The sequence below is a fragment of the Pseudomonas sp. NPDC079086 genome (genome assembly GCF_044542155.1).
Classification (GTDB): Bacteria; Pseudomonadota; Gammaproteobacteria; order Pseudomonadales; family Pseudomonadaceae; genus Aquipseudomonas.
In genome coordinates this window covers 1,291,995-1,316,504 of the sequence record NZ_JBITTY010000001.1, presented here as the reverse complement: position 1 = coordinate 1,316,504, position 24,510 = coordinate 1,291,995, and the positions used below count along the sequence as shown (strand labels likewise).

At 59.3% G+C, this 24,510-nt stretch carries 20 protein-coding genes; 4 read left to right on the top strand and 16 right to left on the bottom strand.

Annotated features, from left to right (window positions below; translation table 11 throughout):
- Positions 1-283: 283 nt before the first annotated feature.
- Together ACIGEK_RS06150 and ACIGEK_RS06145 are read left to right on the top strand one after the other, a co-directional pair.
- On the top strand, positions 284-1,258 hold the full coding sequence (locus tag ACIGEK_RS06150; RefSeq protein ID WP_397492444.1) for an O-antigen ligase family protein: 975 nt from the start codon (positions 284-286) through the stop codon (positions 1,256-1,258).
- On the top strand, positions 1,258-1,899 hold the full coding sequence (locus ACIGEK_RS06145; RefSeq protein WP_397492443.1) for a lipopolysaccharide kinase InaA family protein: 642 nt from the start codon (positions 1,258-1,260) through the stop codon (positions 1,897-1,899). The genes ACIGEK_RS06150 and ACIGEK_RS06145 overlap by 1 nt, the downstream gene beginning before the upstream one ends.
- A 12-nt stretch (positions 1,900-1,911) precedes the next feature.
- Here ACIGEK_RS06145 and ACIGEK_RS06140 read toward each other — a convergent pair whose 3' ends face one another.
- From ACIGEK_RS06140 to glnE, 15 genes are all read right to left on the bottom strand, one after another.
- Positions 1,912-2,541: a CatB-related O-acetyltransferase gene (locus ACIGEK_RS06140; RefSeq protein WP_397492442.1), complete on the bottom strand. Its 630-nt coding sequence runs from the start codon at positions 2,539-2,541 to the stop codon at positions 1,912-1,914.
- Between the two features lie 6 nt (positions 2,542-2,547).
- Positions 2,548-3,432: a glycosyltransferase gene (locus ACIGEK_RS06135; protein WP_397492441.1), complete on the bottom strand. Its 885-nt coding sequence runs from the start codon at positions 3,430-3,432 to the stop codon at positions 2,548-2,550.
- Positions 3,429-4,580: a glycosyltransferase gene (locus ACIGEK_RS06130; protein WP_397492440.1), complete on the bottom strand. Its 1,152-nt coding sequence runs from the start codon at positions 4,578-4,580 to the stop codon at positions 3,429-3,431. The genes ACIGEK_RS06135 and ACIGEK_RS06130 overlap by 4 nt, the downstream gene beginning before the upstream one ends.
- Positions 4,577-5,458, bottom strand: a complete 882-nt coding sequence (locus ACIGEK_RS06125) for a DUF6625 family protein (protein ID WP_397492439.1) — start codon at positions 5,456-5,458, stop codon at positions 4,577-4,579. Before ACIGEK_RS06125 ends, ACIGEK_RS06130 begins: the two co-directional genes overlap by 4 nt.
- 53 nt (positions 5,459-5,511) lie before the next feature.
- Positions 5,512-6,642 carry a glycosyltransferase gene (locus ACIGEK_RS06120; RefSeq protein WP_397492438.1) on the bottom strand — a complete coding sequence of 377 codons (1,131 nt, stop codon included), beginning with the start codon at positions 6,640-6,642 and terminating at the stop codon, positions 5,512-5,514.
- Positions 6,629-8,383, bottom strand: coding sequence for a carbamoyltransferase (locus ACIGEK_RS06115; RefSeq protein WP_397492436.1), 1,755 nt, complete (start codon positions 8,381-8,383; stop codon positions 6,629-6,631). The genes ACIGEK_RS06120 and ACIGEK_RS06115 overlap by 14 nt, the downstream gene beginning before the upstream one ends.
- 14 nt (positions 8,384-8,397) lie before the next feature.
- The gene (locus ACIGEK_RS06110) at positions 8,398-9,858 is read right to left on the bottom strand and encodes a lipopolysaccharide kinase InaA family protein (RefSeq protein ID WP_397492434.1); all 1,461 of its coding nucleotides are present in this window, start codon (positions 9,856-9,858) and stop codon (positions 8,398-8,400) included.
- On the bottom strand, positions 9,855-10,601 hold the full coding sequence (locus ACIGEK_RS06105; protein ID WP_397492433.1) for a lipopolysaccharide kinase InaA family protein: 747 nt from the start codon (positions 10,599-10,601) through the stop codon (positions 9,855-9,857). Before ACIGEK_RS06105 ends, ACIGEK_RS06110 begins: the two co-directional genes overlap by 4 nt.
- The gene (locus tag ACIGEK_RS06100) at positions 10,598-11,332 is read right to left on the bottom strand and encodes a lipopolysaccharide kinase InaA family protein (protein ID WP_397492432.1); all 735 of its coding nucleotides are present in this window, start codon (positions 11,330-11,332) and stop codon (positions 10,598-10,600) included. The genes ACIGEK_RS06105 and ACIGEK_RS06100 overlap by 4 nt, the downstream gene beginning before the upstream one ends.
- Positions 11,332-12,138: a lipopolysaccharide core heptose(I) kinase RfaP gene (gene rfaP / locus ACIGEK_RS06095; RefSeq protein ID WP_397492431.1), complete on the bottom strand. Its 807-nt coding sequence runs from the start codon at positions 12,136-12,138 to the stop codon at positions 11,332-11,334. The genes ACIGEK_RS06100 and rfaP overlap by 1 nt, the downstream gene beginning before the upstream one ends.
- Complete coding sequence (locus ACIGEK_RS06090; protein ID WP_397492430.1) at positions 12,135-13,256, bottom strand: glycosyltransferase family 4 protein; 1,122 nt, start codon at positions 13,254-13,256, stop codon at positions 12,135-12,137. The genes rfaP and ACIGEK_RS06090 overlap by 4 nt, the downstream gene beginning before the upstream one ends.
- Positions 13,256-14,257, bottom strand: coding sequence for a lipopolysaccharide heptosyltransferase I (gene waaC / locus ACIGEK_RS06085; RefSeq protein WP_397492429.1), 1,002 nt, complete (start codon positions 14,255-14,257; stop codon positions 13,256-13,258). The genes ACIGEK_RS06090 and waaC overlap by 1 nt, the downstream gene beginning before the upstream one ends.
- A gap of 1 nt (position 14,258) precedes the next feature.
- Positions 14,259-15,293 (bottom strand): lipopolysaccharide heptosyltransferase II, encoded by a 1,035-nt coding sequence (waaF, locus tag ACIGEK_RS06080; protein WP_397492428.1) that lies wholly within the window; start codon positions 15,291-15,293, stop codon positions 14,259-14,261.
- Between the two features lie 112 nt (positions 15,294-15,405).
- Positions 15,406-16,329 (bottom strand): branched-chain-amino-acid transaminase, encoded by a 924-nt coding sequence (ilvE, locus tag ACIGEK_RS06075; RefSeq protein WP_397492427.1) that lies wholly within the window; start codon positions 16,327-16,329, stop codon positions 15,406-15,408.
- Positions 16,330-16,398: 69 nt separating this feature from the next.
- Positions 16,399-19,347 (bottom strand): bifunctional [glutamate--ammonia ligase]-adenylyl-L-tyrosine phosphorylase/[glutamate--ammonia-ligase] adenylyltransferase, encoded by a 2,949-nt coding sequence (gene glnE / locus ACIGEK_RS06070; RefSeq protein ID WP_397492426.1) that lies wholly within the window; start codon positions 19,345-19,347, stop codon positions 16,399-16,401.
- A 266-nt stretch (positions 19,348-19,613) separates the two neighbouring features.
- Between glnE and aceE the strand changes: the two genes are divergently transcribed.
- Together aceE and aceF are read left to right on the top strand one after the other, a co-directional pair.
- Positions 19,614-22,259, top strand: coding sequence for a pyruvate dehydrogenase (acetyl-transferring), homodimeric type (aceE, locus tag ACIGEK_RS06065; RefSeq protein WP_397492425.1), 2,646 nt, complete (start codon positions 19,614-19,616; stop codon positions 22,257-22,259).
- Positions 22,260-22,270: 11 nt separating this feature from the next.
- Complete coding sequence (aceF, locus tag ACIGEK_RS06060) at positions 22,271-23,926, top strand: dihydrolipoyllysine-residue acetyltransferase (protein WP_397492424.1); 1,656 nt, start codon at positions 22,271-22,273, stop codon at positions 23,924-23,926.
- Between the two features lie 99 nt (positions 23,927-24,025).
- On the opposite strand, the gene ACIGEK_RS06055 is transcribed toward aceF, so the two are convergent.
- Positions 24,026-24,502 carry a hypothetical protein gene (locus ACIGEK_RS06055; protein WP_397492423.1) on the bottom strand — a complete coding sequence of 159 codons (477 nt, stop codon included), beginning with the start codon at positions 24,500-24,502 and terminating at the stop codon, positions 24,026-24,028.
- Positions 24,503-24,510 lie beyond the last annotated feature (8 nt).

The following is a 24,510-nucleotide window of genomic DNA, read 5'->3' as shown; positions in this document are numbered from 1 at the left end:
TACGCCAAGGAAAGGCCAGCCTTGATCCTGTAGAATCGCGGCTCAACTGCCTGACTGGACCTACATCTAGATGCACATACAAATCGACTCATGGACGCAGCAAACGTACGCATTTATATGCAACTGGTTACTGCCGCTAGGCTTTGTAGTCCTGCTTACAGGGCTGGCCGCCCTGCCTGAGCGCAGCCTTTACCACAAGGCCTTCTACGCGCTGATAGCTGCGCCCACTCTAATCGCCCTGGCGTTGCGCCCCCGTATCTGTCTAGCGCTCTTGCGAGACCCCGTGACCATCGCCTTATTGATGTTCTCGACCTGGGCCTTGATCAGCATTAGCTGGTCAGACACCGAGCGGTCCTTCGGCACGCTATTCAAGCGCCCGCTCTATATTCTGATGCTGTTTGCCGCCGGTGCGCTCATAGCGCTGCAAGCCAATACACGACTCGCCCAAAGCACACTGCTCGCGGCCGTATTGATGCTGCCGCTAACCGCTTATAGCCTGATGATGTTCATGGCCAACGCAACTACGGGCGAACGGCTGATTGGCTACGGCGCACTAGACAATCCCCTGCTGAGCTCGCACTTGTTCGGCTTTTTTTGCACCCTGTGGCTGGCATTGAGCATGACCCTCAGGGTTCACCAAAGTGGACTCGCGCTTACTGCAGCCATCGTGATGGGGATGGCGCTACTTGCGACAGGCTCGCGCACACCTCTTGTGGCAACGGCACTGACCTGCGCCTGGTTGATAGCCGCATGCTGGAATAAACGCTCAATCTGGCTGCTTCTCTCTGGCGTATTCGCAGTGCTAGCCCTCGTATTACTCTATCCGGAAGCTTTATCCAACCGTGGTCTGTCTTATCGGCCCGAGTTGTGGGCCAAAACCCTCAGCAAAATTGCTCAACAGCCTTGGCACGGCTTTGGATTCGGTGCCCACCTAGAGCTGTTTTTGTCTGGAATACCTTATAGCTTTCGCGAGCCTCATAACTTTGCCCTAGGGGTGCTGTATTACACCGGCATTATCGGTCTCACCCTTTGGCTCGCCATGCACGGACTGGCCCTCTTCCAGTGCTGGAAGCACCGAAGCAACTATTTGTTCATCGTTTGTGGGGCGCTGCTGGTTTACGGCATCGGCGCCGGCCTAACGGAGGGAGGAGGTATCTTGCCAAGACCCAAAGAACACTGGCTGGTAACTTGGATACCCTTGGCACTGATTGCAGCACTAAGCATCCGTACGCGGCAGGCACAAGGAACACAGCGCTAATGCTAATGCAAACGCTTTCCCAGCCCGAGTTGAGTGCGCTGACTGCCAATGCCAGCGTGCTTGAACTCGACGGCCTTGGACCAAAAGTTCTTAAACTGACGGATGGCAGCTTTCTAAAGTTGTTTCGTAAGCGCTCAGCCTTTTCCCGTGAAACCCTTAAGCCTTACGCCAAACGCTTTGCAGAGAACGCAGCACGTCTAAAGGGCTTAGGCTTTAGCAGCCCGAAAATCATCCACGTGTACTGGCTGATTGATCCGATCAATAAAACTGCTGTGCATTACTGGCCACTCCCTGGGCTAACCTTGCGCCACGTACTGAGTCACAGCCCTGGCGAGCAACGCCAGGAGCTTGTGGGGCAGTTTGGCGAGCTGCTGGCCAAACTGCATGGCAGCGGCGTCTACTTCCGCTCGGTGCACCTGGGCAACGTACTGGTGCAACCTGACGGACAGCTGGGTTTGATTGACCTAGCCGACATGCGCATCAGCCATTTCGCACTCAGCCTGCACAAACGCAAGCGTAATCTGAAGCACATGCGCCGCTATGTGGAAGACCAGAAATGGCTGTTTGAAGAACACCATGACGCGCTAAAAGCAGGCTATAGCCGTATCGCCAAGAAGCAGGCAGTCAAACTGTTTGAGTAACACATGCGCGATCTAAAGCGGCTTAGCATTGCGCCGCTGCGCATACTGCAGAAAACTATCAAACTGGTCACTGCACAACAGTGGGCTAACGCTGCGTACCTCCTGCTCAGGCCAGTCCCACCAAGCAGCCTCAAGCAGTGCTGCGCAGACCTCTGGCGCAAAACGCCAGCGAATATGCCGCGCTGGATTGCCAGCAACAATCGAGTAGGGCGCAACATCGCGACTCACCACTGCGCCTGCAGCGACCACTGCACCATGCCCCACCGTGACCCCTGACGGAATCACGCTATTGGTGCACAGCCATACATCACTGCCGATCACCACATCACCCCGGCTCACGGCATAGCCCTGGATGTGCTGAGCCTCTTCAATCATCGCGGGAAACGGATAGGTTGTGAGCCAATCACTGCGATGATGGCCGCCCAGAAAAATCTCCACCTGTTCGGCAATAGACGTATAACTGCCGATTTTCAGCGTGGCTCCCTCCTGCCAGTCATGCACGACAGGCAGACCGTAGGTCCCTAGACCGATTTGGTAGTGCGGATAGTGCTGGAGAAACTTCGCCTGGCCACGCTGCAGCCTAGGCAGCGCCCGCAACTGCTTTTTGGCCTGCTTAGCCAGGAAACGCGCCCACAGCCCCATACCTAATCAGGCCTTTTCCAGTGGTGAAAAATACAGGCGCATCAGGCCGCGCCAGGTTTTCTTCGACCAATTTTTAAACGGAATCTGCGCCAGCAGCTCTCGCGCCAGCTGACGATCACGGTTGGAGCATTTGAGAAACATTGAGCTAAGAAAGCGCGTACGAACAAACTCATACTGTGGGTGGTCGCGATACAGTGCATAAATGCGCAGGATGCTATCGATCATAAATCGGTGGTTCTTGTAGGAGTTGGTAGCGTGTTTACGGTAACGTGCCAACACCTCGCCCAGGCAGTCAATGTAATAGCCGGCATGGGTGATTTTCAGCTCAATCGCTAGGTCTTCTAGGCGAATTTCCGGATCGAAGCCACCCACTTCCGCCAAAGCCTCTTTGCGGATCATCAGGGTTGTGGCGGGCGCATAGGGCTTGCGTTCCATAAACACATCATCGAAATCCATTCGCCGAAACGGCACATCTCGACGCTGACGGGTTGCAGGGAACAGCTTACCTTCTGAGTCGATCAACTCGATATTACCGGCACAGATCCCCACCTCAGGCTTATCCACCATATAGGCCACCTGCTTGGCCAGGCGCTCGGGCAACATCACATCATCCGAACCAAACGGCACAATCAAATCGCCTTTAGCGCGAGCGATTGCCGAATTCAGTGTGCGAGTTAGCCCCTGATTTTGCTGAATCTGAAAATCGAAATCATGCTCAGTCTGCAAGCGTCGAATACGCTCAACACTGTCATCGTTCGAGCCATCGTCCACCACCAAAAGCTCTACATGCGAGTAGGTTTGCCCCAGCACACTGAGAATGCACTCTTCAATATAAGGTGCATGGTTGTATGAGGCGATAATGACACTGACAAGCTGAGGGTTTTGACTCATTGGGAGACACTCGCCTGACTCAGCGACTCGTCAATGAGCTGCCGATACTGCTGACGGAAGGTTGCTATATCATGATTAGCGCACAAGTAGGCATAAGCTTGCTCGCCCTTTGCCCGTAACTGCTGATCGCTCAGTTGCAAGTAGCTGCTCAGCGCCTGACTCAGTGCATCAACGTTAGCAGGGGGCACGGCAATACCATCGGCGCCCTCGATCAGCGGCAACATCGCCGGCACGTTGGACGCAATTACTGGCAAATGCCCGCTCATCCCTTCCAACAAAGCTAACCCTAGGCCTTCCGCCAGGGACGGCATGGTCCAAATATCAAAAGCGCGCACATACTGCAGAGCATTTTCACGAAAACCGAGCAGATGAACCCGACCACAAAGACCGAGTCGCTCAACCTCAGCCAGCAGCCGCGACTCTTCGCGGCCTTTGCCAATAATGGCCAGCTGAACCTGTGGATAAACGTCTTTGAGCTTGGCAAACGCCTGGAGCAGGTAAATATGTCCTTTGACCGGCACCAACCGCCCGAGCGCGCCCAGCAAACGCACATTAGGATCAAGCCCTAATAACCGGCGAGCCTCTTCACGTGAATGCTGCAAGGCAGCGGCCTGCTCGATATCGATGGCGTTGGTGATGGCCACGGTATTGTGTTCGGTAAAGCCGCACTCGCAATTCAGCAGGTATTGCTTAACCGCTGGCGACACCCCCACAAAGCGCCAAGCCTTATCGATCAAGCGCTTGGCTTGCCGACGACGGTAAAAGCGGTCGTATTCACCGAAACCGTGAGAAATACCAATGCACAGAGGCACCTTTAACCAGCGGTTCAGTTGCAACATCATATTGACCGGCTTAAAGCGGTTACAGATAACTACATCAAACCGCTCGGCGCGGCAAAACCGATAGAGCTGCCACATCGCTCGCAAGCGCAATCCCTTGAGTTGTTTGTCGGCGAACTCGAAATACACCGAACGATCCGCTCGGCTCACCGGTTCCCCGGGACCGGGCTTACCACGCAAGAATGCTGCAACCATCTCATAGCGCTCATTCGGCAACGCCTTAACAATCTGCTCAGCAAGGTCGGCAAAATCATGAGCCTTGACGTTATAGTCGGGCTGTAGCTGTAAAACTTTGATGCGCCTGCTCATCGGTTATCCTGCGAAAATCCTTGAGAACTAATCTGCCACACCGGCTGTTTTGCTAGCGTTTGCAATGTATCGACCGAATGCTCGCCGAGTGCGGACCAGGCATCACGCTTCCACACGACGAAATGGAAATAGGGAAACTCCCGCCCTCGATCAAGATCATTACTCAATCGTCCCTCACACCAATACCAGCAAGTAGGGAACTCGGCCCGACCATCGACCCAGGGAATACAACCCGAAGGCGTACTGAATGCCTCAACGAACTCACTGCGCCGGCGCCACGGGTTGAGCAGCCCGACTAAGCGAAACAGAGGCCGCGGGAAGTTCTTGCGCCAGAGAAAAATCCTGCTGAATGCGCCCTCGTCCAGAGCGTGATGCTGCTGGTCGCAGAACCGCGCCTGCCAGTTCGGCATACGCATAAAGGCTTCGCGCATGCGCCGTACATTGCGGATCAGACATAAATGCCCAGACACTCTCCGCTCGTGGGTGGAGAACAGGTCAAACCGAGCCAGCCGTTCGGCGGTGAAATAGTCCCGTAACTGTCCGAAGACCAGATCGATATCACCGAAGGCCCAGAAGTCATAGCCCTGCAAGCGATCTTCATGAATAAAGCCCAGCGCCGGTTTGATATCGCAGAGCTTGTAGGCATTCTCAGGCGCAAACGGAATTCCCAAACGCTTACCGACCAGGGTGCAGTAGTCAGCGTAACTGATGCCTTCAATTCGCACATTGCTCGGTAGTTCGGCCGGCACGCCACAGTCACTGAACAGCAACCAATCTACATCTGGATTGCGTCGGCAACTCTCGAGGAAAAACGGCATCCAGAAAGGCCAGCGCCCAAAATAGGGAATGACGAAGCATATACTTGGCGGAGTTGTCATAGCGTACCTATCACCCACCAAGCCCTTAGGCCCAATGGTTTTGTGTGTTGCTACTAGCTACCTAGCAGACCGAGGCGCCAAAACGCTTCGCGTATAGCATGATCAGAAAACCCGGCCTCGAGCCGTTGCAACATGAGCAAAGCACACAGCTCGCGTTGCTCGCCATCGAGCCCGGCCATATGGCACATGGCGGCAGCAAGCGCCAACGTGTCGCCCAACGGGAACAGCACGCCGACACCCTCGACCACTTCCCGCCCGCCACCGCAGTCGCTACCAATCAGCGGCACACCAGCCGCCATAGCCTCCAGCAATACCATACCGAAGGGTTCATGATTGGAGCTCAGGGCAAAGGTATCAAAGGCCTTGAAATAACGCCGGCCATGAGTAACCTGCCCGAGAAAACGCACTGACTCAGTCACCACAAGCTCGTCAGCGAGCGCCTTCAGCGGCGCCTCCAAGCGTCCAGTGCCCATTATTACCAGCAGACTACCCTTCGGCAGCTGCGGCAACGCCTGGGCAAACCCGCGGATTAGGGTGGCCTGATCCTTGTCAGGATGCAGCCGACCAACATTACCGACAACCCAGGCTTCCTGTGGCAAGCCGAGGTGCTCGCGAGCTTCTACTCGGGAGACTTGCTCCGCCTGCACAGTGGCGATGTCGATGCGATTGTAAAGTGTCTCTATTCGTTCGGCCGCCCAACCTGGCAGGCAGGCGCGCATGTCATCGCGCACAGCATTGGAGACCCCGAGCAAAGCCAAGCGCTTGCGAAAGAAGCTGGCGAACAACTGGCGCGTACGCCGTTTGTAGTCGCCAAACGCATGATGCACGCCGATCACCGGCAGGCTACTGCCCAACAAGGCGACATAGATCGGTTTAAAACGATGTGCGATACACAGCTTAAAGTCGTGCGAAGCAGCGATGCGCTTGAGATCGCCAATCGCCTTAAGCTTCAGACCACGCACTTCTCGACTGGAGTAGTCGAGGAAAATTACCTCATCAGAGGCAGAACCCTGCTCAACTTCAACGCTCGGTTTGCCGGTCAGATAGACCGTACAGACCTTGTAGGGCGTGCCGACAAACAGCGCAGCATACTGCCGCGCGCAGTCGAGGAAGGGGCCGTCGTAGCCGTGGCAGAACTGCAAAACCCACGGTTGACCAGCCCCAGCGACCTCAGACATGGTCATACCAATCCTTGCCGTCCTTGACCACGAGGATGTCTTCCATGATCAGGTACTGCAGGTCGGAGCCGTAGAACATGTTTAGCGCATCGGTTGGCGAGCAGATCATCGGTTCACCGCGACGGTTCAGCGAGGTGTTCAGCGACACACCATTGCCGGTGAGTTTTTCCAGCTCCAGCATCATGTCGTAGTAACGCGGGTTGTACTCGCGCTTGAGCACTTGGGCGCGCGAGGTGCCGTCTTCGTGTACTACTTCGCCAACGCGGGTTTTCCACTCATCATTCACCTCAAACGTGAAGGTCATGAACGGGCTCGGGTGATCGACCTTGAGCATCTGTGGGCCAACGGTATCGAGCATGGATGGGCAGAAAGGCCTCCAGCGCTCGCGGAACTTGATCTGCTCGTTGATCCGGTCAGCCACGCCAGGCACGCTCGGGCAGCCGATGATCGAACGACCACCCAAAGCGCGTGGACCGAACTCCATACGGCCCTGGAACCATGCCACCGGGTTGGCGTCGACCATGATCTGGGCGATGCGCTGCGGCATGTTGTCGATCTGCTTGAACACAGGCTTACTCGGGTGGCGGGCACACGCAGCAATCACGTCTTCGTTGGAGTAGGACGGGCCGAGATAAACGTGCTCCATCTTCTCCACCGGCACGCCGCGCTGGTGCGAGACGTAGGCCGCAGCGCCGACGGCAGTGCCGGCGTCGCCGGATGCAGGTTGAACGAACAGCTCTTTCACGTCGTCACGGGCGATGATTTTCTGGTTGAGTTTAACGTTGAGCGCGCAGCCGCCGGCGAAGGCGATCTTGCCGGTCTCGCGGATGATGTCGCCGAGGTAGTGTTCCATCATCTGCAGCGCCAGCTTCTCGAACAGCGCCTGCATGCTAGCGGCGTAGTGGATGTAGGGATCGTCAGCGATATCACCGACACGCTTCGGCCCCAGCCACTCGATCAGCTTCTTGGAGAAATAGAAGCCCTTGCCGTTTTCTTTGTAACGACGCAGGCCAATGACGTTGGCATACTCGGTGTTAATCACCAACTCGCCATTCTCGAATTTGGCCAACCGCGAGAAGTCGTACTTGCTGGCATCGCCGTAGGGCGCCATGCCCATGACCTTGAATTCACCGTCGAGCATCTCGAAGCCGAGGAACTCGGTGATCGCGCCATACAGGCCGCCCAACGAATCCGGATCGAAGAACTCCTTGATCTTGTGGATCTTGCCGTTTTCGCCGTAACCGAAGAAGGTGGTGGCGTACTCGCCCTTGCCATCGATGCCGAGGATCGCGGTCTTCTCGGTAAAGCCCGAGCAGTGATAGGCGCTGGCCGCGTGAGCCAGATGGTGCTCAACGGGCTCGATCTTGATCGTCTTCAGATCAAAGCCGAGCTGCTGTAGGCACCACTGAATGTGCTTGTAGTAACGCTTGTAGCGGCGATTGCCCATCAGGATCGCATCCAGCGCGCGGTCCGGCGCATACCAGTAGCGCTTGGCGTACTGCCAGCGGGCCTTCTCGAAGATGCTGATCGGGGCAAACGGAATCGCCACCACATCGACATCAGACGGTTTGATCCCAGCCTGCTCCAGGCAGAACTTGGCCGACTCGTAGGGCATGCGGTTCTTCGCGTGCTTGTCGCGCACAAAGCGCTCTTCTTCGACGGCAGCGATCAGCTTGCCGTCGATATATAGGGCGGCGGAAGGGTCATGGCTGAGGGCGCCGGACAGGCCGAGAATGGTCAATGCCACTGAGTTTGCCTCTTCTAGTCTGCTGAGCCGACGACGGGCGTCAGCGGTATACGTTGGTTGAGCAACTGGTGCAACGCCGAATCGGCTGGCCAGTTACGCAGGAAACGGGCGCGGTCACGGGCATAAGCCCTGGCGAAACTGCGCGCACTGTGATGCTGCTGCATGGCGTCGAGGTCGATCAATGACCAGCGAGCCAAGTCTTCATCCCAGAACAGATTGTGCCCCTTGAAATCGCCGTGGCTGATGCGCTCGCGCAGCAAGGCTGCAAACAAACGATCCAGCGCCAATAGCTCTATTTCTGGGGGTGATCCGTCGTGGTAGTTGCTAAAACGCGCGATTATATCCTGCCCGCCGCAGTATTCGGTAATCAGGTAGGCACGACCGCGCAGCCAGCACCAGCGCCGTTCTAACACAGCCAGTGGCTGTGGGGTGGCGATGCCCAGCAGCTGCAGGCGATTACCCTCAACCCAACTGTGCCAGGCGCGACTGGGCCGCCAGAAGCGTTTCAACCAGTGGGCAACGCTTTTCACGTTATAGCGTTTGACCACCAACGGCCGGCCTTGCAGCTGCACTTGCGCCACGGTGGCCGCACCGCCGGTCTTGTAGATATGGCCCTGCTCGGTGAGTAGGTCCAGGTTATTCAACAACGGCTGCAGCTCGGCCTGACTGTCCCGGCGCACCACCTGCAGGCCAAATGCACCGATTTTCGCCGCGAACAAGCTGCAATCGCGGGCGATCTTGCGCAAATAATCGCGCAAACGCCATTTGCGCACTTTGTCCACTTCGTTGAGCAACGCCTCCAGCGGCAACGCATGCTCACCGTTGGCCAGCAAGTAATGCACCAGCAGCTCTTCGATAAAGGACGCCAACTCAGCTGGCAGCTGGGCAAAGAACACCCCGAGGTTTTCCAGCACCTTGCCGCGCGACAGCGGCTGGCCGGCCGTTTCGACCTGCACACCGCCGCCATCAATGACGAACAACTGGCCGCTATGCCGCAACAGATTGTCCAGATGCAGATCCGCCTGCCACAGCCCCTTGGCATGCATCTGCGCGATGCTGACCAGCGCATCGGCCAGCACGGCCTGCTGCTCGGCACTCAATAGCGGCTGGTTTTCCACCAAACGCCAGGCGTCCCACAGACTCTCAGCACCATCTAAATATTCAAATAGCAGCCAACCGCCCTCGCCTTCGCGCAGGCCATCGGCAAGCAGTTGCGGTGTCGGCAACCCCTGCACAGCCAGCAAGTGCGCGCCATCACGCTCACGCTGAAAATGCCGCGAGGCCTTAGCACCAACCAGCAGTTTGGCCAGCACCGGACGCCCGCGCCATTCGGCCTGAGCTACAAAACGCTGCCCAGGCAATACCCGCAACAGACGCTGCAGAGTCAATTCCGCGGTGCCAGCCGCATCGGCCAATTCGATGGTCTGCGGCAACGCTGGTGTACGCCCAGCCTGACTGAGCTCCGCCAGGTTCATCGACGTGCCTTCTTGTTGCGTCGACGCGCACCGAGACGCTCACTCCAGCTACCGAGATCAGCCGTCTCACCAAGGTAGGCTGCCAGCAACACGCCGACCTCCGCCTCGCCCCACACACTGGCGCGACGCAACAATGGTTCCAGATCCTTTACTCGATCGCGCTGACCGAACAGCAGCGGGCGGGTCTTTTCCAGATCAATCAGCTGTGCATCGAAGCCTTCAGCGGTCTCGCGCAGAAAAATATGCTTGGGGTAAAAGCAGCCATGCATCTGGCCAGCTTGATGAAGGCGCCGCGCTAGCTCACCACATGCATTGAGGATTGCCACGCGCTGGGTCTCCTCGAGCGTGGTCCAGTTGGGCAACCAGGCATCCAGGTCCTGCCAACCGTCCAAGGCACGGGTCAGCAGCACCGCACGCCGCTCGCCTGGCAACCTGCGCTCGGCAAAAAACGCGGCCTGTAACGCGGGAATGCCTAGCGCCGCATAACGCTGAATATTTCGGAACTCTCGGGCAAAGGTGGGCTCACCAAAAGGGTGCAGCAGGCTGCGAGTCAGGTGATTGCTTTGGCGCTTGAGATAAAACGCCGACTCGCCCAAATCCAACCGATAGACGCTGCTCCAACCGCCACGCTCGGTATTAGGTTCATCCACCGCCTCCAACTGCAGCGCCCATAAAGCCTCGAAGCTGGTCAGCCCATGCCGCTCAAGCAAGACACGGTCTTGCTCAGCAATAAAGTCCGTCATTCACGGCCCTCAAAGAAATTCACAACCTGGCGGATGCGTTGCTTGTCAGCGACATTCAAGCCACTGCGGCCACGGTATTGCAGATAAAAGCGCAACCGCTGGGTACGCGACAATTTGTACTTGGCTACCTTATCCAGGCAGGCGAGGTCCTTGATGATTCGATAACGCAACAATGGTCCCCACCAGAACGCTCCTGTGGGGCAATCAATCAGGAACAACTCAACTTGATCGTTTACCAGCAAATTGCGCCATTTGAGATCGTTATGCGTGAAATGGTGCTCATGCAATATCCGCGTCGCACGCGCCAGCTGACCACTGATGGTATCGACCCAATGGCAGTCCTGTAGACGCGGGTCATTGTTATTTGCCAACAACCCCAAATCTTCGGTGTTGCTCAATTCACGAGTAATCAACGCCCCCCGAACAAAGCGCCCAAACTGACGCTCCAGGCCGAAAGCGACAATCGGAGCTGTAGCCACCCCCCATTTGGCGAAATATTTCAGGTTCTGCCATTCAGCCTTAACCCGCGGCCGCCCAACATAGCGGCGCAACCCCTTCCCACCGCCCCAGTATCGTTTGACGTAATAGCGCACACCCTGGCGCTCGATACGGATCACTTCGGACAAAGGGTCTTTGGTCAGTCGCTCACCCTGCAAGGCAAACACCGCATCCAAGCTACCAAAGTCGGCAACAAGCCCTTGATACTGCGCATCTAGCGTCCACCCAGCCATCAGAGCGCATCCCCGTAACGCTGCTTGCGCGCATACAACGCGTCCGCCTTGCGTTCCAGCCAGGCAAGTAGCGAACGCTCGGCGCTAAAGGTCTGGCGCAACGGCTGTTGAAAATAACCGCGCAAAAAGCGCAGCTTGTCGCGCCGGGTCAGGCCGATATCCAGTACGGAGAAGTACAGCGCGGCCAGGTCCTTGTTGCGCCAGCGCATGGGCAGTTGGCTGCGTACCTGGGCGCGGTGCAGGTCGATTACTGACAGGCGGAAATCATCGGCCGTGACCGGTTTATCGGTGTGCAGGAGGAAGTGACAGATATAGCAGTCACGATGATTGACCCCGGCGCGGTGCATGCTGCCGACCATGCGCGCCACTTCCTTGATCAACGCCCACTTCAGCCTGGGCTCGGGCGGTTGCTGCGCCCAGTTCAAGCTGAGCTGCTCAAGGTCGGTAGTCGGCGCCAGCTCTTCGGTGACGATAAACGAATGCTGCGCCGCCGGATTACGACCGCGCTCGCCGTAGGCCACGGCGGTCATGGTCGCCACGCCGACTTCGGTCAGACGCTGAATGGCTTGCCACTCTTGGAGCGCACCGAGCACCGGTAGCTTGGCGGTAAGCAGATTTTTGACGATCTCGCCCCAGCCGATGCCACGGTGGATCTTGACGAAATAACCGCGCCCATCGACTTCGGTGCGCAGTGTGCGGCGGCCTTCCAGTTCGCGGTACACCTGCCCCTGCAGCGCTTCGACGGCGACGAAGGCATCGCGACCGGCCCACAGGCTTTTAAAGGGTTCAGCCAGTACCAGTTTCATGGACGTGTCGCCAGAATGATGTCGGCCGCATGCTGCGGCATGGAATACAGGTCGGCGCTGTCGGCATAGGCCAGACCATTGCGTGACCAGAAAGCGCGGCGCTGATCGTCGGCCAGCATATCGGCGAGCAGATGATTCAGCAGCTCTTGCTCAAACGGGCTGGTCAGCACTCGCCCGGCATCCGCTTCGGCAATGTAGTGGGCGTAGCCGCAGACGTCCGTCACCAACACCGGCAGGCCGGAAACCAGCGCCTCCAAGAGCACCGTGCCAGTGTTTTCATTGTAGGCCGGGTGGATCAGCAGATCGGCACCGAGCAGGAAACGCGGGATGTCACTGCGCCCCTTAAGAATCTGCACCTGATCGGACACACCCAGGGTCTTGGCCTGCAGCTGAAATGAACGCGGATCATCCTGACCGATGGCAATCAGCCGAGTGCGCTGTTTGAGCTCGCGCGGCAAGGCAGCCAGGGCCTTGAGGCTGCGATCCAGACCCTTGGTCTTGAAGCCGGAGCCGATCTGCACCAGCAACAGGTCGCTATCCGCCAGCTTGAACTCGGCGCGAAACGCGGCGCGAATCTCAGCGGCATTGGCCGGGGCGCGGCGATCCTGAGCGATGCCCGGTGGCAGCAGGTGAAAGCGCTGCAGCGGGGTGTGGTAATGCTTGATAAACAGCGGCTGCTGCACTTCGGAGATCATCAGAATCTCGGTTTTCGATTCGGGGGCAAACACCGCCCGCTCGTAATCGGCAAAGTGCTTGTAACGGCCCCAGCGTTTGTAAATCGGCGCGCGCAGGGTTTGTGCCTTGTCTTCATAGCAACCATCGGCGGCGTAGTAGACATCCAGGCCGGGCATCTTGTTAAAGCCGATCACCCGATCCACCGGACGTTTGGCCAGATCAGACTCAACCCAGGCGGTGAGTTTTTCATTACGTTTGTGGTTGAACAGCGCTTTGACCGGCACCACCACCACCTCAAAGCCCGCCAGCACTTCACCTTCCCAGATCGGCGTGTAGACGCGGATGGCATGACCGCGCGCCTGGCACTCCAAGGCAATGCGCATAAAATCGCGCTGCAGGCCGCCGAACGGGAAATATTTGTAGAGAATAAACGCGAGCTGCATCAGACAACGTCCTCGGCCAGCAACAGGGCCTGCAATTGTGTGGCGACACGCTCGGCATCCAGGCCGTCGAAGCAGGGCTTGTGGCGATCACCCGAGCCAGCATTCGGCCCCGTGGCGCACAGGTGCACCTGACCACGACCATAGGCACCTACGCGCCCCGGCAAGGTCGGGCCGTACAGGGAAATACTCGGCACATCCAGCGCGGCGGCCAAATGGCCGAGACCGGTATCCACCGCCACGCAGGCGCTGGCCCCAGCGATGACCTTGGCCACGCCAGCAAGATTTAATTTGGGCAGCACCGCCGCATTTTCAATGCCGGCGGCAATCCGTTCGGCGCGCGCTCTCTCGGTTTCATTGCCCCAAGGCAAGCGCACCGCCCAACCTAGCGCACTCATCTGCTCGGCCAGCGCGCGCCAATCGGCTTCCGGCCAATGCTTGCTTGGCCAGGTGGTGCCGTGCAGAAACAGCAAGTAAGGCTGCGGCGCCTGATCGGCCAGCTGCGCACGGTTCAGGCCGTAATCGCCGACGCCTGTTGGCAGCGCATAGCCCAGCGCCTGAGCGAATAACTGGCGGGTGCGCTCAAGGGCATGCTGCTCGCGCGGCACGGCATAGCCTCGGTCATAGAAACGACTGGCCAACGGCTCACGCGCAGAGTCGCGATCCAGGCCGGCAATCGGTGCCTTGACGTAACGGGTCAGCCAAGCGCTTTTCAGCAGCCCTTGGGCATCAATCACCAGGTCGTACTTGGTTTCGCCGAGCCGCTGCTTAAAGCGCTTCCACTCGCCATTTTTCAGGGTCTGCCAGAGGTTCTTGCGCCAACGGCGAATGGCCACCGGAATCACCTGCGCCACGGCCGGATGCCAGGCGGGGATCTCGGCAAAGCCCTCCTCCACCACCCAGTCGAACTGGACACCAGGAATCGCCCGCGCCGCATCGGTCAGCGCCGGCAAGGTGTGCACCACATCGCCCAGCGAGGAGGTTTTGATCAACAGTACCCGCAAGCTATTCAACCTCGACCGGGTCGCTGACCAGGCGATCCAGCGCCTCGATCACCGGGCGCGGCTTAAGCTGGCCCAGACAGTTGTAGTGGCCGAAACGGCAGGTGCGATCGAAGCACGGGCTGCATTCCAGGCCGAGGCGGACGATCTCCACATGCTCGGCGAGCGGTGGGGTAAAGCCCGGAGAAGTCGAGCCGTAGACCGCAACCAATGGACGGTTCAGCGCGGCAGCCACATGCATCAGGCCGGAATCGTTGGACACCACAGCACCCGCACAGGACAGCAGGTCTATGGCTTCAGCAAGGCTGGTTTCGCCGGCCAGGTTCACCGCTTCTTCGCGCAGGCCGGGAATCAGCCGACTGCGGATGCCCTCACCGACCGGATGATCGTTCTTCGAGCCGAATATCCACACCTGCCAACCGGCGCGAATCTTCAGCTCGGCGACTTTGGCGTAATGCTCGCTCGGCCAGCGTTTGGCTTCACCAAACTCGGCGCCCGGACACAGCGCCAGCACCGGGCGGTCCAGACTCAAGCCGAACTTGGCCAAGGCGGCGTCGCGACTCTGCGCGTCGATCTGCAAGGCTGGGCGAGGATACGGCTGCGGTAATACAGCACCCGGCTCGAAGGCCAGCGCCATAAAACGCTCGATCATCAGCGGGTAGCGCTCTTTATCCAGGGCGCGGATGTCATTGAGCAAGCCATAACGCAACTCGCCTTTCCAGCCGGTGCGTTTGGGGATACCGGCGAAGAATGGCACCAGTGCAGACTTGAGCGAATTGGGCAGCAGAATCGCCTGGTCGTACTGGCCCGCCAGGGACTTGCCGATCTTGCGCCGCGTGGCCAGTTCCAGCACACCGTGGCCGAGCGGAAAGCTCAAAGCCCGACGCACTTCGGGCATGCGCTCGAGAATCGGCCGACTCCACTCGGGGGCCAGCACATCGATTGCGCAACCGGGATGACGCTGTTGCAGGCACTGGAACAGTGTCTGCGCCATCACCATGTCACCCACCCAGCTGGGGCCTACGATCAGTATTTTCATGCCACTTCCAGAAACGACCAAGGAGGCTTTCGCCTCCCGGACAGACTCAACGCTCGACTATCAGCCTAGCCTGCAGGGCTGAATGCAGCTGCATCCAGCCAACGCGAGCCGCTTATTTGACCAACGTACGCCACTCGGCGTGGGCATCGGTTTTACCCGTCACCAGGTCAAAGTAGGCGGTCTGCAGCTTCTCGGTGATCGGCCCACGACGCCCTGCGCCGATCTGCCGACCATCAACTTCGCGAATCGGCGTGACTTCGGCGGCGGTACCAGTGAAGAAGGCTTCGTCGGCGATATACACCTCATCGCGGGTGATGCGCTTCTCGACCACTTCGATACCGTGCTCGGCGGCCAGAGTCAGAATCGTGTTACGGGTGATGCCATTGAGGCACGAGGTCACTTCCGGGGTGTAGATCACGCCGTTTTTGACCAGGAAGATGTTCTCGCCCGAGCCTTCGGCCACGTAGCCTTCCGGGTCCAGCAGCAGCGCTTCGTCAGCACCGCCGGAGATGGCTTCCTGCAAGGCCAACATCGAGTTGATGTAGTTGCCGTTAGCCTTGGCGCGGGTCATCGAGATATTGACGTGGTGACGGGTGAAGGAGCTGGTACGCACCTTGATGCCCACCTGCAGGGCTTCGTCGCCCATATAGGCGCCCCAGCTCCATGCAGCGACGATCACCTGGGTTTTCAGGCCACTGGCGCGCAGGCCCATGGCTTCAGATCCGTAGAACACCATTGGGCGAATGTAAGCGCTTTCCAGGTTGTTCTCACGCACGGCGGCGCGGGTAGCTTCGTTGATTTCGTCTTTGCTGTACGGAATCTTCATGCCCATGATATGGGCCGAGTCGAACAGGCGATCAGTGTGCGCTTGCAGGCGGAAGATCGCAGTGCCCTGCGGGGTGTTGTAGGCACGTACGCCCTCAAACACGCCCATGCCGTAGTGCAGGGTATGGGTCAGCACGTGGGTGGTCGCATTGCGCCACGGCACCAGCTCGCCGTCATACCAGATCACGCCATCACGATCGGCCATCGACATAGTTGCCTGCTCCTCAGATTCGATTGATACCGCATTAGCCGAGTGCCTACGCGCCCGACTTCCTCATATTCAGTTCAAGCCCAGCTCACGCCAGATACGCATCACCGTGCGCCGCTCATCGGCAAACTGCTCACCGCTGACCACCCCAGGCTGCTTTTGCAGGGCCTGACGGTGGGCCGCCGAGCGGTAGGCCTTGTAGATATCCTGCAGCAAGCGGGCATCTTCGCCCGGTAGCAAGCCGACCCGCTCCAGCCCTTCCAGAATGCGAATATTGTCAGTGAACTCAAGCAATTCCGGGTACTGGCGCGACCATGCCAGGGCCGCGTATTGCACCATAAATTCAATATCGACGATACCTCCGGCGTCCTGCTTGAGGTCGAACGGCGCAGCGGCCTCGAAGGCATTGGCGGCCGTGCCGGCTGCGGTGGCCTTGCTGCCGAGGTTGTCACGCATCTTCGCGCGCATCTCGCTGACTTCGTTACGCAGGCTTGCCAGGTCGCGCTCACGCCCCAAAACCACGGCGCGCACCGCCTCAAAGGCCTTGCCGACGCGCGCGCAGCCGACCAGCACCCGCGCCCGCACCAGCGCCTGATGCTCCCAGGTCCAGGCCTCGCCCTGCTGGTAGCGCTCGAAGGCACCCAGCGAGCTGACCAGCAGGCCCGCCGCGCCGGACGGCCGCAGGCGCATATCGACTTCGTAGAGCTGACCGGAGTTGGTCTGGGTTGTTAGCAGATGAATGATGCGCTGACCCAGGCGATTGAAGAATTGCGCGCCGTCGATGGGCTTTTCACCATCGGTTTCCGCATGCGGATCGCCATCGTGGATAAACACCAGATCGAGATCAGAGCCATGCCCCAGCTCGATACCGCCGACCTTACCGTAACCGACAATGACGAAATCAGGATCGCAGACGCTGCCGTCAGCGCGGCGTGGCGCGCCGTATTTGCTCACTGTATGACGCCAGGCCAGGGCCAGCACCTGATCGAGAATCGCCTCGGCCAGCCAGGTCAGGTAGTCGCTTACCTTCATCAACGGCAGGGTACCGGCAATTTCCGAGGCAGCCACGCGCAAACGGTGCGCCAGCTTGAAGTGACGCAGCGCCTCCATCTGTTGCTCCAGATCCTCCTCGGGAATGCGCATCAGCCGCTCACGCAGCTCGGCGGCCAGTTCGGGGGCCAGCGGCGGATTGAACAGGCGCCCTTCATTAAGCAGCTCGTCGAGCAACAGCGGGAAGCGGGTGATCTGCTCGGCAATCCAAGGGCTGGCGGCGCACAGCGTCAGCAGGCGCTGCAGCGCGCTGGGGTTTTCCGTGAGCAGCACTAGGTAGGCCGAACGCCGCGCCACAGCTTCGATAAGCGGCAGTACGCGCTCCAGAACCAGGTCCGGATTGTCATGCTCCACCGCCTGCGCCAGCAGGCGCGGAATAAAGGCATCCAGGCGCTCGCGGCCGAGGCGCTGCATGGCGCGTACCTGATTGCCATTGCGCAGGCCCGCCAGGCGCTGCCAGGCAGACTGTGGCTCGGCAAAGCCAGCCTCGGTCAGCTGTCGACACGCAGCCTCTTCGTCCTGCACATCACCCCAGAGCGGCAACCACTCGCAGCCCACCGCCTCCTCTGTAGGTTCGCCGCCCTCCTCTTCATCGGGATCGGCGATCACCTGACGGAAGTGCCAGTCAACACGGCCACGCCAATGCATCAGCTGCTCATGGAAGGCCTGCCAAGTGCCGAAACCCATGATGAAAGCCACGCGTGCGCGGTCCTGATCGTTGTCCGGAAGCATCTGCGTCTGCCGGTCGTCGATGGCCTGCAGGGCGTGCTCGGCATAGCGCAAGAAGGCATAGCCATCGCGCAGCTCATCGGTCACCGCCGCTGGCAAGTAGCCCTGGTCGCGCAGGGTATTCAGCACCGCAAACAGTGAGCGCTGCTGCAGGCTCAGGTCGCGCCCGCCATGGATCAGCTGGAAGGCCTGGGCGATAAATTCCACTTCGCGGATGCCGCCAGAGCCCAACTTGATGTTCTCAGCCATGCCCTTGCGCCGCACTTCCTGCTGAATCAGTTGCTTCATCGCGCGCAGCGCTTCAATCGCCGAGAAGTCTAGGTAACGCCGGTAAACAAAGGGCCGCAGCATCTCCAGCAACTGCGCACCCGCTGCTTGATCGCCGCCGACCACCCGCGCCTTGATCATCGCGTAACGCTCCCAATCGCGGCCCTGGTCCTGGTAGTACTGCTCCAGCGCGTTAAAGCTGAACACCAGCGAACCGGAAGAACCGTACGGGCGCAGGCGCATGTCAGTGCGAAACACAAAGCCGTCGACGGTGATCACATCCAGTGCCTTGATCAACTTCTGGCCGAGACGGATAAAGAACTCCTGATTATCCAGCGGACGCTTCACCCCCTCGGTTTCGCCACCCTCGGGGTAACCGAAGATCAAGTCGATGTCCGACGACAGGTTCAGCTCATGGGCGCCCAGCTTGCCCATGCCAAGGATGACCATATGTTGCGCCTGGCCGCTACGCCGGCCGATGGGCGTGCCGAACTGCGCGCAATGCCGTGGATAAAGCCACTGATAGGCCAGATCGATACAGGAGTCGGCAAGGTCGGAAAGGTCGCGACAGGTTTCAATAAGGTCGGCCTGGCGGCTGATATCGCGCCAGATGATGCGCAACTGCTGACGATTGCGGTATCGCCGCAAACGCCGCCCGAGCTCGTCGTCATCGGCACATTCTTCCAGCGCCTTAGCCAACTGCCCGCGCAGCTCGCCAGCACCCAGGCTGCGTTCCAACTCACCGCTGGCAGCCAGATCGAGCAGCATCTGCGGGTCGCGCGCGCCCTGCTGCACAACAAAATCACTGGCCGCCGCCACTCGCTGCCAGGCCGCAAGCCGTTCGCTCGGCCAACTCGCAAAAGCCGCCGCAGACTCGCCGCCGAGCGCGGCAAACGCTTGCTGCAGAAACTGTTCGGCACGGGGGACAAGGTGGGCCAGGGCAGCAGGTAAAGAGGCCAGCGCGGGCAGGCTCATGGTCTATCCTTTTTAGCGATCTGCCAGTGCAGCGATCATGGATGGCACCACCCACTCTAGAGCGGGTCGAATTACTGGCAGAAAAATAATTGTAGTTTTACTACCAAAGATTGTATCCAAAAGGCTGAAATCGGCGTCGGAATGTAGTAAAACTACACGCAGCCGGTCCTACCCCCGGTCAATCCAAGAATTCACGCGGCCACTCACGAAGTCGGCCACGAAACCTGGCCTCCGATTCTGGAAGCCTTTCCGCCCTGGAGCAAGCCATGCAAGACCTCGATCCCGTCGAAACCCAGGAATGGCTGGACGCCCTTGAGTCCGTCCTCGATAACGAGGGTGAAGACCGCGCACATTACCTGATGACCCGTATGGGCGAGCTGGCCACCCGCAGTGGTTCACAGCTGCCGTATGCGATCACCACGCCCTACCGCAACACCATCCCGCTGACCCACGAAGCACGCATGCCTGGCGACCTGTTTATGGAACGCCGCATTCGCTCGCTGGTGCGCTGGAACGCGTTGGCCATGGTAATGCGCACCAACCTGAAAGACTCGGACCTGGGCGGCCACATCTCCAGCTTCGCGTCCTCGGCGACCCTGTATGACATTGGCTTCAACTACTTCTTCCAGGCTCCGACTGAGGAGCACGGCGGCGACCTGATCTTCTTCCAGGGCCACGCATCGCCAGGCGTTTACGCCCGCGCCTTTATGGAAGGCCGCATCACTGAAGAGCAGATGAACAACTTCCGCCAAGAAGTTGATGGCAAGGGTCTGTCGTCCTACCCACACCCGTGGCTGATGCCTGAGTTCTGGCAGTTCCCGACTGTATCCATGGGTCTTGGCCCGATTCAGGCGATCTACCAGGCACGCTTTATGAAGTACCTGGAAGCGCGCGGCTTTATCCCAGCCGGCAAGCAGAAGGTCTGGTGCTTTATGGGCGACGGCGAATGCGACGAGCCGGAATCCCTTGGCGCGATTTCCCTGGCTGGCCGCGAGAAGCTGGACAACCTGATTTTCGTCATTAACTGCAACCTGCAGCGCCTCGACGGCCCGGTACGCGGCAACGGCAAGATCATCCAGGAACTCGAAGGTGTGTTCCGTGGTGGTGGCTGGAACGTCAACAAGGTGGTCTGGGGCCGTTTCTGGGACCCACTGCTGGCCAAAGACGTCGACGGCATCCTGCAGCGCCGCATGGACGAAGTCATCGACGGCGAATACCAGAACTACAAGGCTAAGGACGGCGCGTTCGTCCGTGAGCACTTCTTCAACTCGCCAGAACTCAAGGCGATGGTTGCCGATCTCTCCGACGACGAGATATGGAAGCTCAACCGTGGCGGCCACGACCCGTACAAGGTCTATGCGGCCTATCACCAGGCGGTAAACCACAAAGAGCAGCCGACCGTGATCCTGGCCAAGACCGTCAAGGGTTATGGCACTGGCGCAGGTGAAGCGAAGAACACCGCGCACAACACCAAAAAGGTCGATGTCGACAGCCTCAAGCAGTTCCGCGACCGTTTCGACATCCCCGTTAAGGACGACGAGCTGGAAAACCTGCCGTTCCTCAAGCCGGAAGAAGGCAGCGCCGAAGCGCGTTACCTGAGCGAACGCCGCGCCGCACTCGGTGGTTTCGTGCCACAGCGCCGAGCCAAGAGCTTCAGCATCCCGACGCCGCCACTGGATACCCTCAAGGCCATCCTCGATGGTTCGGGCGACCGTGAAATATCCACCACCATGGCCTTCGTGCGCATCCTTGCACAGCTGGTCAAGGACAAGGACATCGGCTCGCGTATCGTGCCGATCATCCCGGACGAAGCGCGTACCTTCGGTATGGAAGGCATGTTCCGCCAGCTCGGTATCTACTCCTCGGTCGGCCAGCTGTATGAGCCTGTCGATAAAGACCAGGTGATGTTCTACCGCGAGGACAAGAAGGGCCAGATTCTCGAGGAAGGCATCAACGAAGCCGGCGCCATGAGTTCGTTCATTGCTGCTGGTACGTCGTACTCCAGCCACAACCAGCCGATGCTGCCGTTCTACATCTTCTATTCGATGTTCGGTTTCCAGCGCATCGGTGACCTGGCCTGGGCCGCTGGCGACAGCCGCACCCGCGGCTTCCTGATCGGCGGCACCGCCGGTCGGACCACGCTGAACGGCGAAGGCCTGCAGCACGAGGACGGTCACAGCCATATGCTGGCAGCGACCATCCCCAACTGCCGCACCTATGATCCGACTTACGGCTACGAGCTGGCGGTGATCATCCAGGACGGCATGAAGAAGATGACCGAGCAGCAACAGGACGTCTTCTACTACATCACCGTGATGAACGAGTCCTACCAGCAGCCGGCCATTCCGCTGGGTGTTGAGGACGGCATCATCAAGGGCATGTACCTGCTCGAAGAGGACAAGAAGGAAGCGGCGCATCACGTGCAACTCCTCGGCTCCGGCACCATCCTGCGTGAAGTGCGCGAAGCGGCGAAGATTCTGCGTGACGAGTTCAACGTTGCCGCTGATGTGTGGAGCGTCACCAGCTTCAACGAACTGCGCCGCGACGGCCTGGCCGTGGAACGCAGCAACCGCCTGCACCCAGGCCAGAAGCCCAAGCAGACCTACGTGGAAGAGTGCCTGGGCGGCCGCAAGGGCCCGGTGATTGCTTCTACCGACTACATGAAGCTGTTCGCCGAACAGATTCGCCAGTGGGTACCGAGCAAGGAATTCAAAGTACTGGGTACTGACGGCTTCGGCCGCAGCGACAGCCGCAAGAAGCTCCGTCACTTCTTTGAAGTAGACCGCAACTGGGTTGTCCTGGCTGCCCTGGAAGCCCTCGCCGACCGTGGAGATATCGAACCTAAGGTGGTGGCTGAGGCCATCGTCAAGTTCGGCATCAACCCGGAAAAACTCAACCCACTGGACTGCTAAGGAGCGAAACGATGAGTGAATTGATTCGCGTACCCGACATCGGTGGTGGTGAGGGTGAAGTAATCGAACTGATGGTCAAGGTCGGTGATCGCATCGAGGCCGATCAAAGCCTGCTGACCCTAGAGTCGGACAAGGCCAGCATGGAAATTCCTGCGCCGAAAGCCGGCGTAGTGAAAAGCCTGAAAGTGAAGCTCGGCGATACCCTGAAAGAAGGCGACGAGCTGCTTGAGCTGGAAGTCGAAGGCGCTACCGAAGCTGCACCCGCAGCACCTGCTGAGGCGCCCAAAGCCGCTGCGGCTGAAACTCCCGCAACAGCTGCCGCACCTGCACCAGCAGCGCAGGCCAGCAGCAGCGTACAAGACGTGCATGTACCGGATATCGGTTCGGACGGCAAAGCCAAGGTCATCGAAATCCTGATCAAGGTCGGCGATACGGTCGAAGCCGACCAATCGCTGATCACTCTGGAGTCGGACAAGGCCAGCATGGAAATCCCCTCGCCGGCTGCCGGCGTGGTGGAAAGCATCAGCGTCAAACTGGAAGACGAAGTCGGCACCGGCGATTTCATTCTCAAGCTGAAAGTCGCAGGCGCAGCTGCTCCGGCCGCCGCACCTGCCGCTGCTGCGCCAACTGCAGCAAGCGATGTGCACAAGGTCCCGGCCGGCGCTCATCCGGCGGTCGCAGCCGAAGTCAGCGCGATTGCCTCGCTGGCAGCAGCAGCCGCCAGCGTTACCGCCGCGCCCAAACGTGACGGCGCCAAGGTGCATGCTGGCCCGGCAGTACGTCTGCTGGCGCGCGAGTTTGGCGTCGAGCTGTCCGTCGTGCCAGGCACGGGCCCGAAAGGTCGCATCCTCAAAGAAGACGTGCAGGCTTACGTCAAAGCGATGATGCAGAAGGCCAAGGAAGCCCCAGCTGCTGGCGCAACCGGTGGCGCAGGTATCCCACCGATCCCGGTGGTGGACTTCAGCAAGTTTGGTGAAATCGAAGAAGTGGCGATGACCCGTCTGATGCAGGTCGGTGCCAATAACTTGCATCGCAGCTGGCTCAACGTGCCACACGTGACCCAGTTCGACTCGGCCGACATTACCGAACTGGAAGCCTTCCGCGTCGCGCAGAAAGCTGTGGCGGAAAAAGCTGGGGTCAAGCTCACCGTGCTGCCACTGCTGCTCAAAGCCTGCGCCTTCCTGCTCAAGGAGCTGCCGGACTTCAACAGCTCACTGGCACCGAGTGGTAAAGCAATCATCCGCAAGAAATACGTGCACATCGGCTTTGCCGTGGACACCCCGGATGGCCTGCTGGTACCCGTGATCAAGAACGTCGATCAGAAGAGCTTGCTGCAACTGGCTGCCGAAGCCGCCGCACTGGCGGAGAAGGCACGCACCAAGAAGCTTTCGGCCGACGATATGCAGGGCGCCTGCTTCACCATCTCCAGCCTGGGCCACATTGGCGGCACCGGCTTTACGCCGATCGTCAACGCGCCGGAAGTGGCGATTCTCGGCGTAAGCAAGGCAACCATTCAGCCAGTCTGGGACGGCAAAGCCTTCCAGCCCAAGCTGATGCTGCCGCTGTCGCTGTCCTACGACCACAGAGTGATCAACGGCGCCGCTGCGGCGCGCTTCACCAAGCGCCTCGGTGACGTACTGGCGGACATCCGCACCATGCTGCTGTAACGCACCAACTTTCGAGCAGCCACGCTCGTATCCTCGACCCCGCCCCTTATAGGCGGGGTTTTTTTAGGTATGCGGCAACGGTAGAAATGTGTGAGGCGATCAGCCTTTCTGCAGATTACGAATCAGATAGCTTAGGGCTTTGGCCAGTTCGGCGGCGCCCTTGTGATCACGCACGATGGTCAGCATTGGGCTGCCATCGTTAGGGTTGCGCAGCACACAGCTGATGCCGTTGGTCGGGCACTCGTAACGCACAAAGGGGTCGACACCAAACAGCGGCACGCGCTGATTGCGCACGGCTAAATCGGTGCCCTGCTGGCCACGGGTTTCCTCACGCAGCAGCAGCTCGCCGGACTCGCCCTGACGTAGCTGATAGAGCAGGTCCTGGCGCTGCACCTGACCGACCTGATAGGCGGCGCGCAGCGCGTAGGTTTTCAGCAGATCATTGCAGTGCGCCAACAGCGCCTGGCGGTCATTCTGGGTCAGGTAGAGGCGCTTCAGTTCGAGCAGATAATTACTCTGTTCAGCACTGCTCAAACCCGTGTCAGGCTCAGCGGCAAACACCGGCGAGGCGGCCATACAGCTAC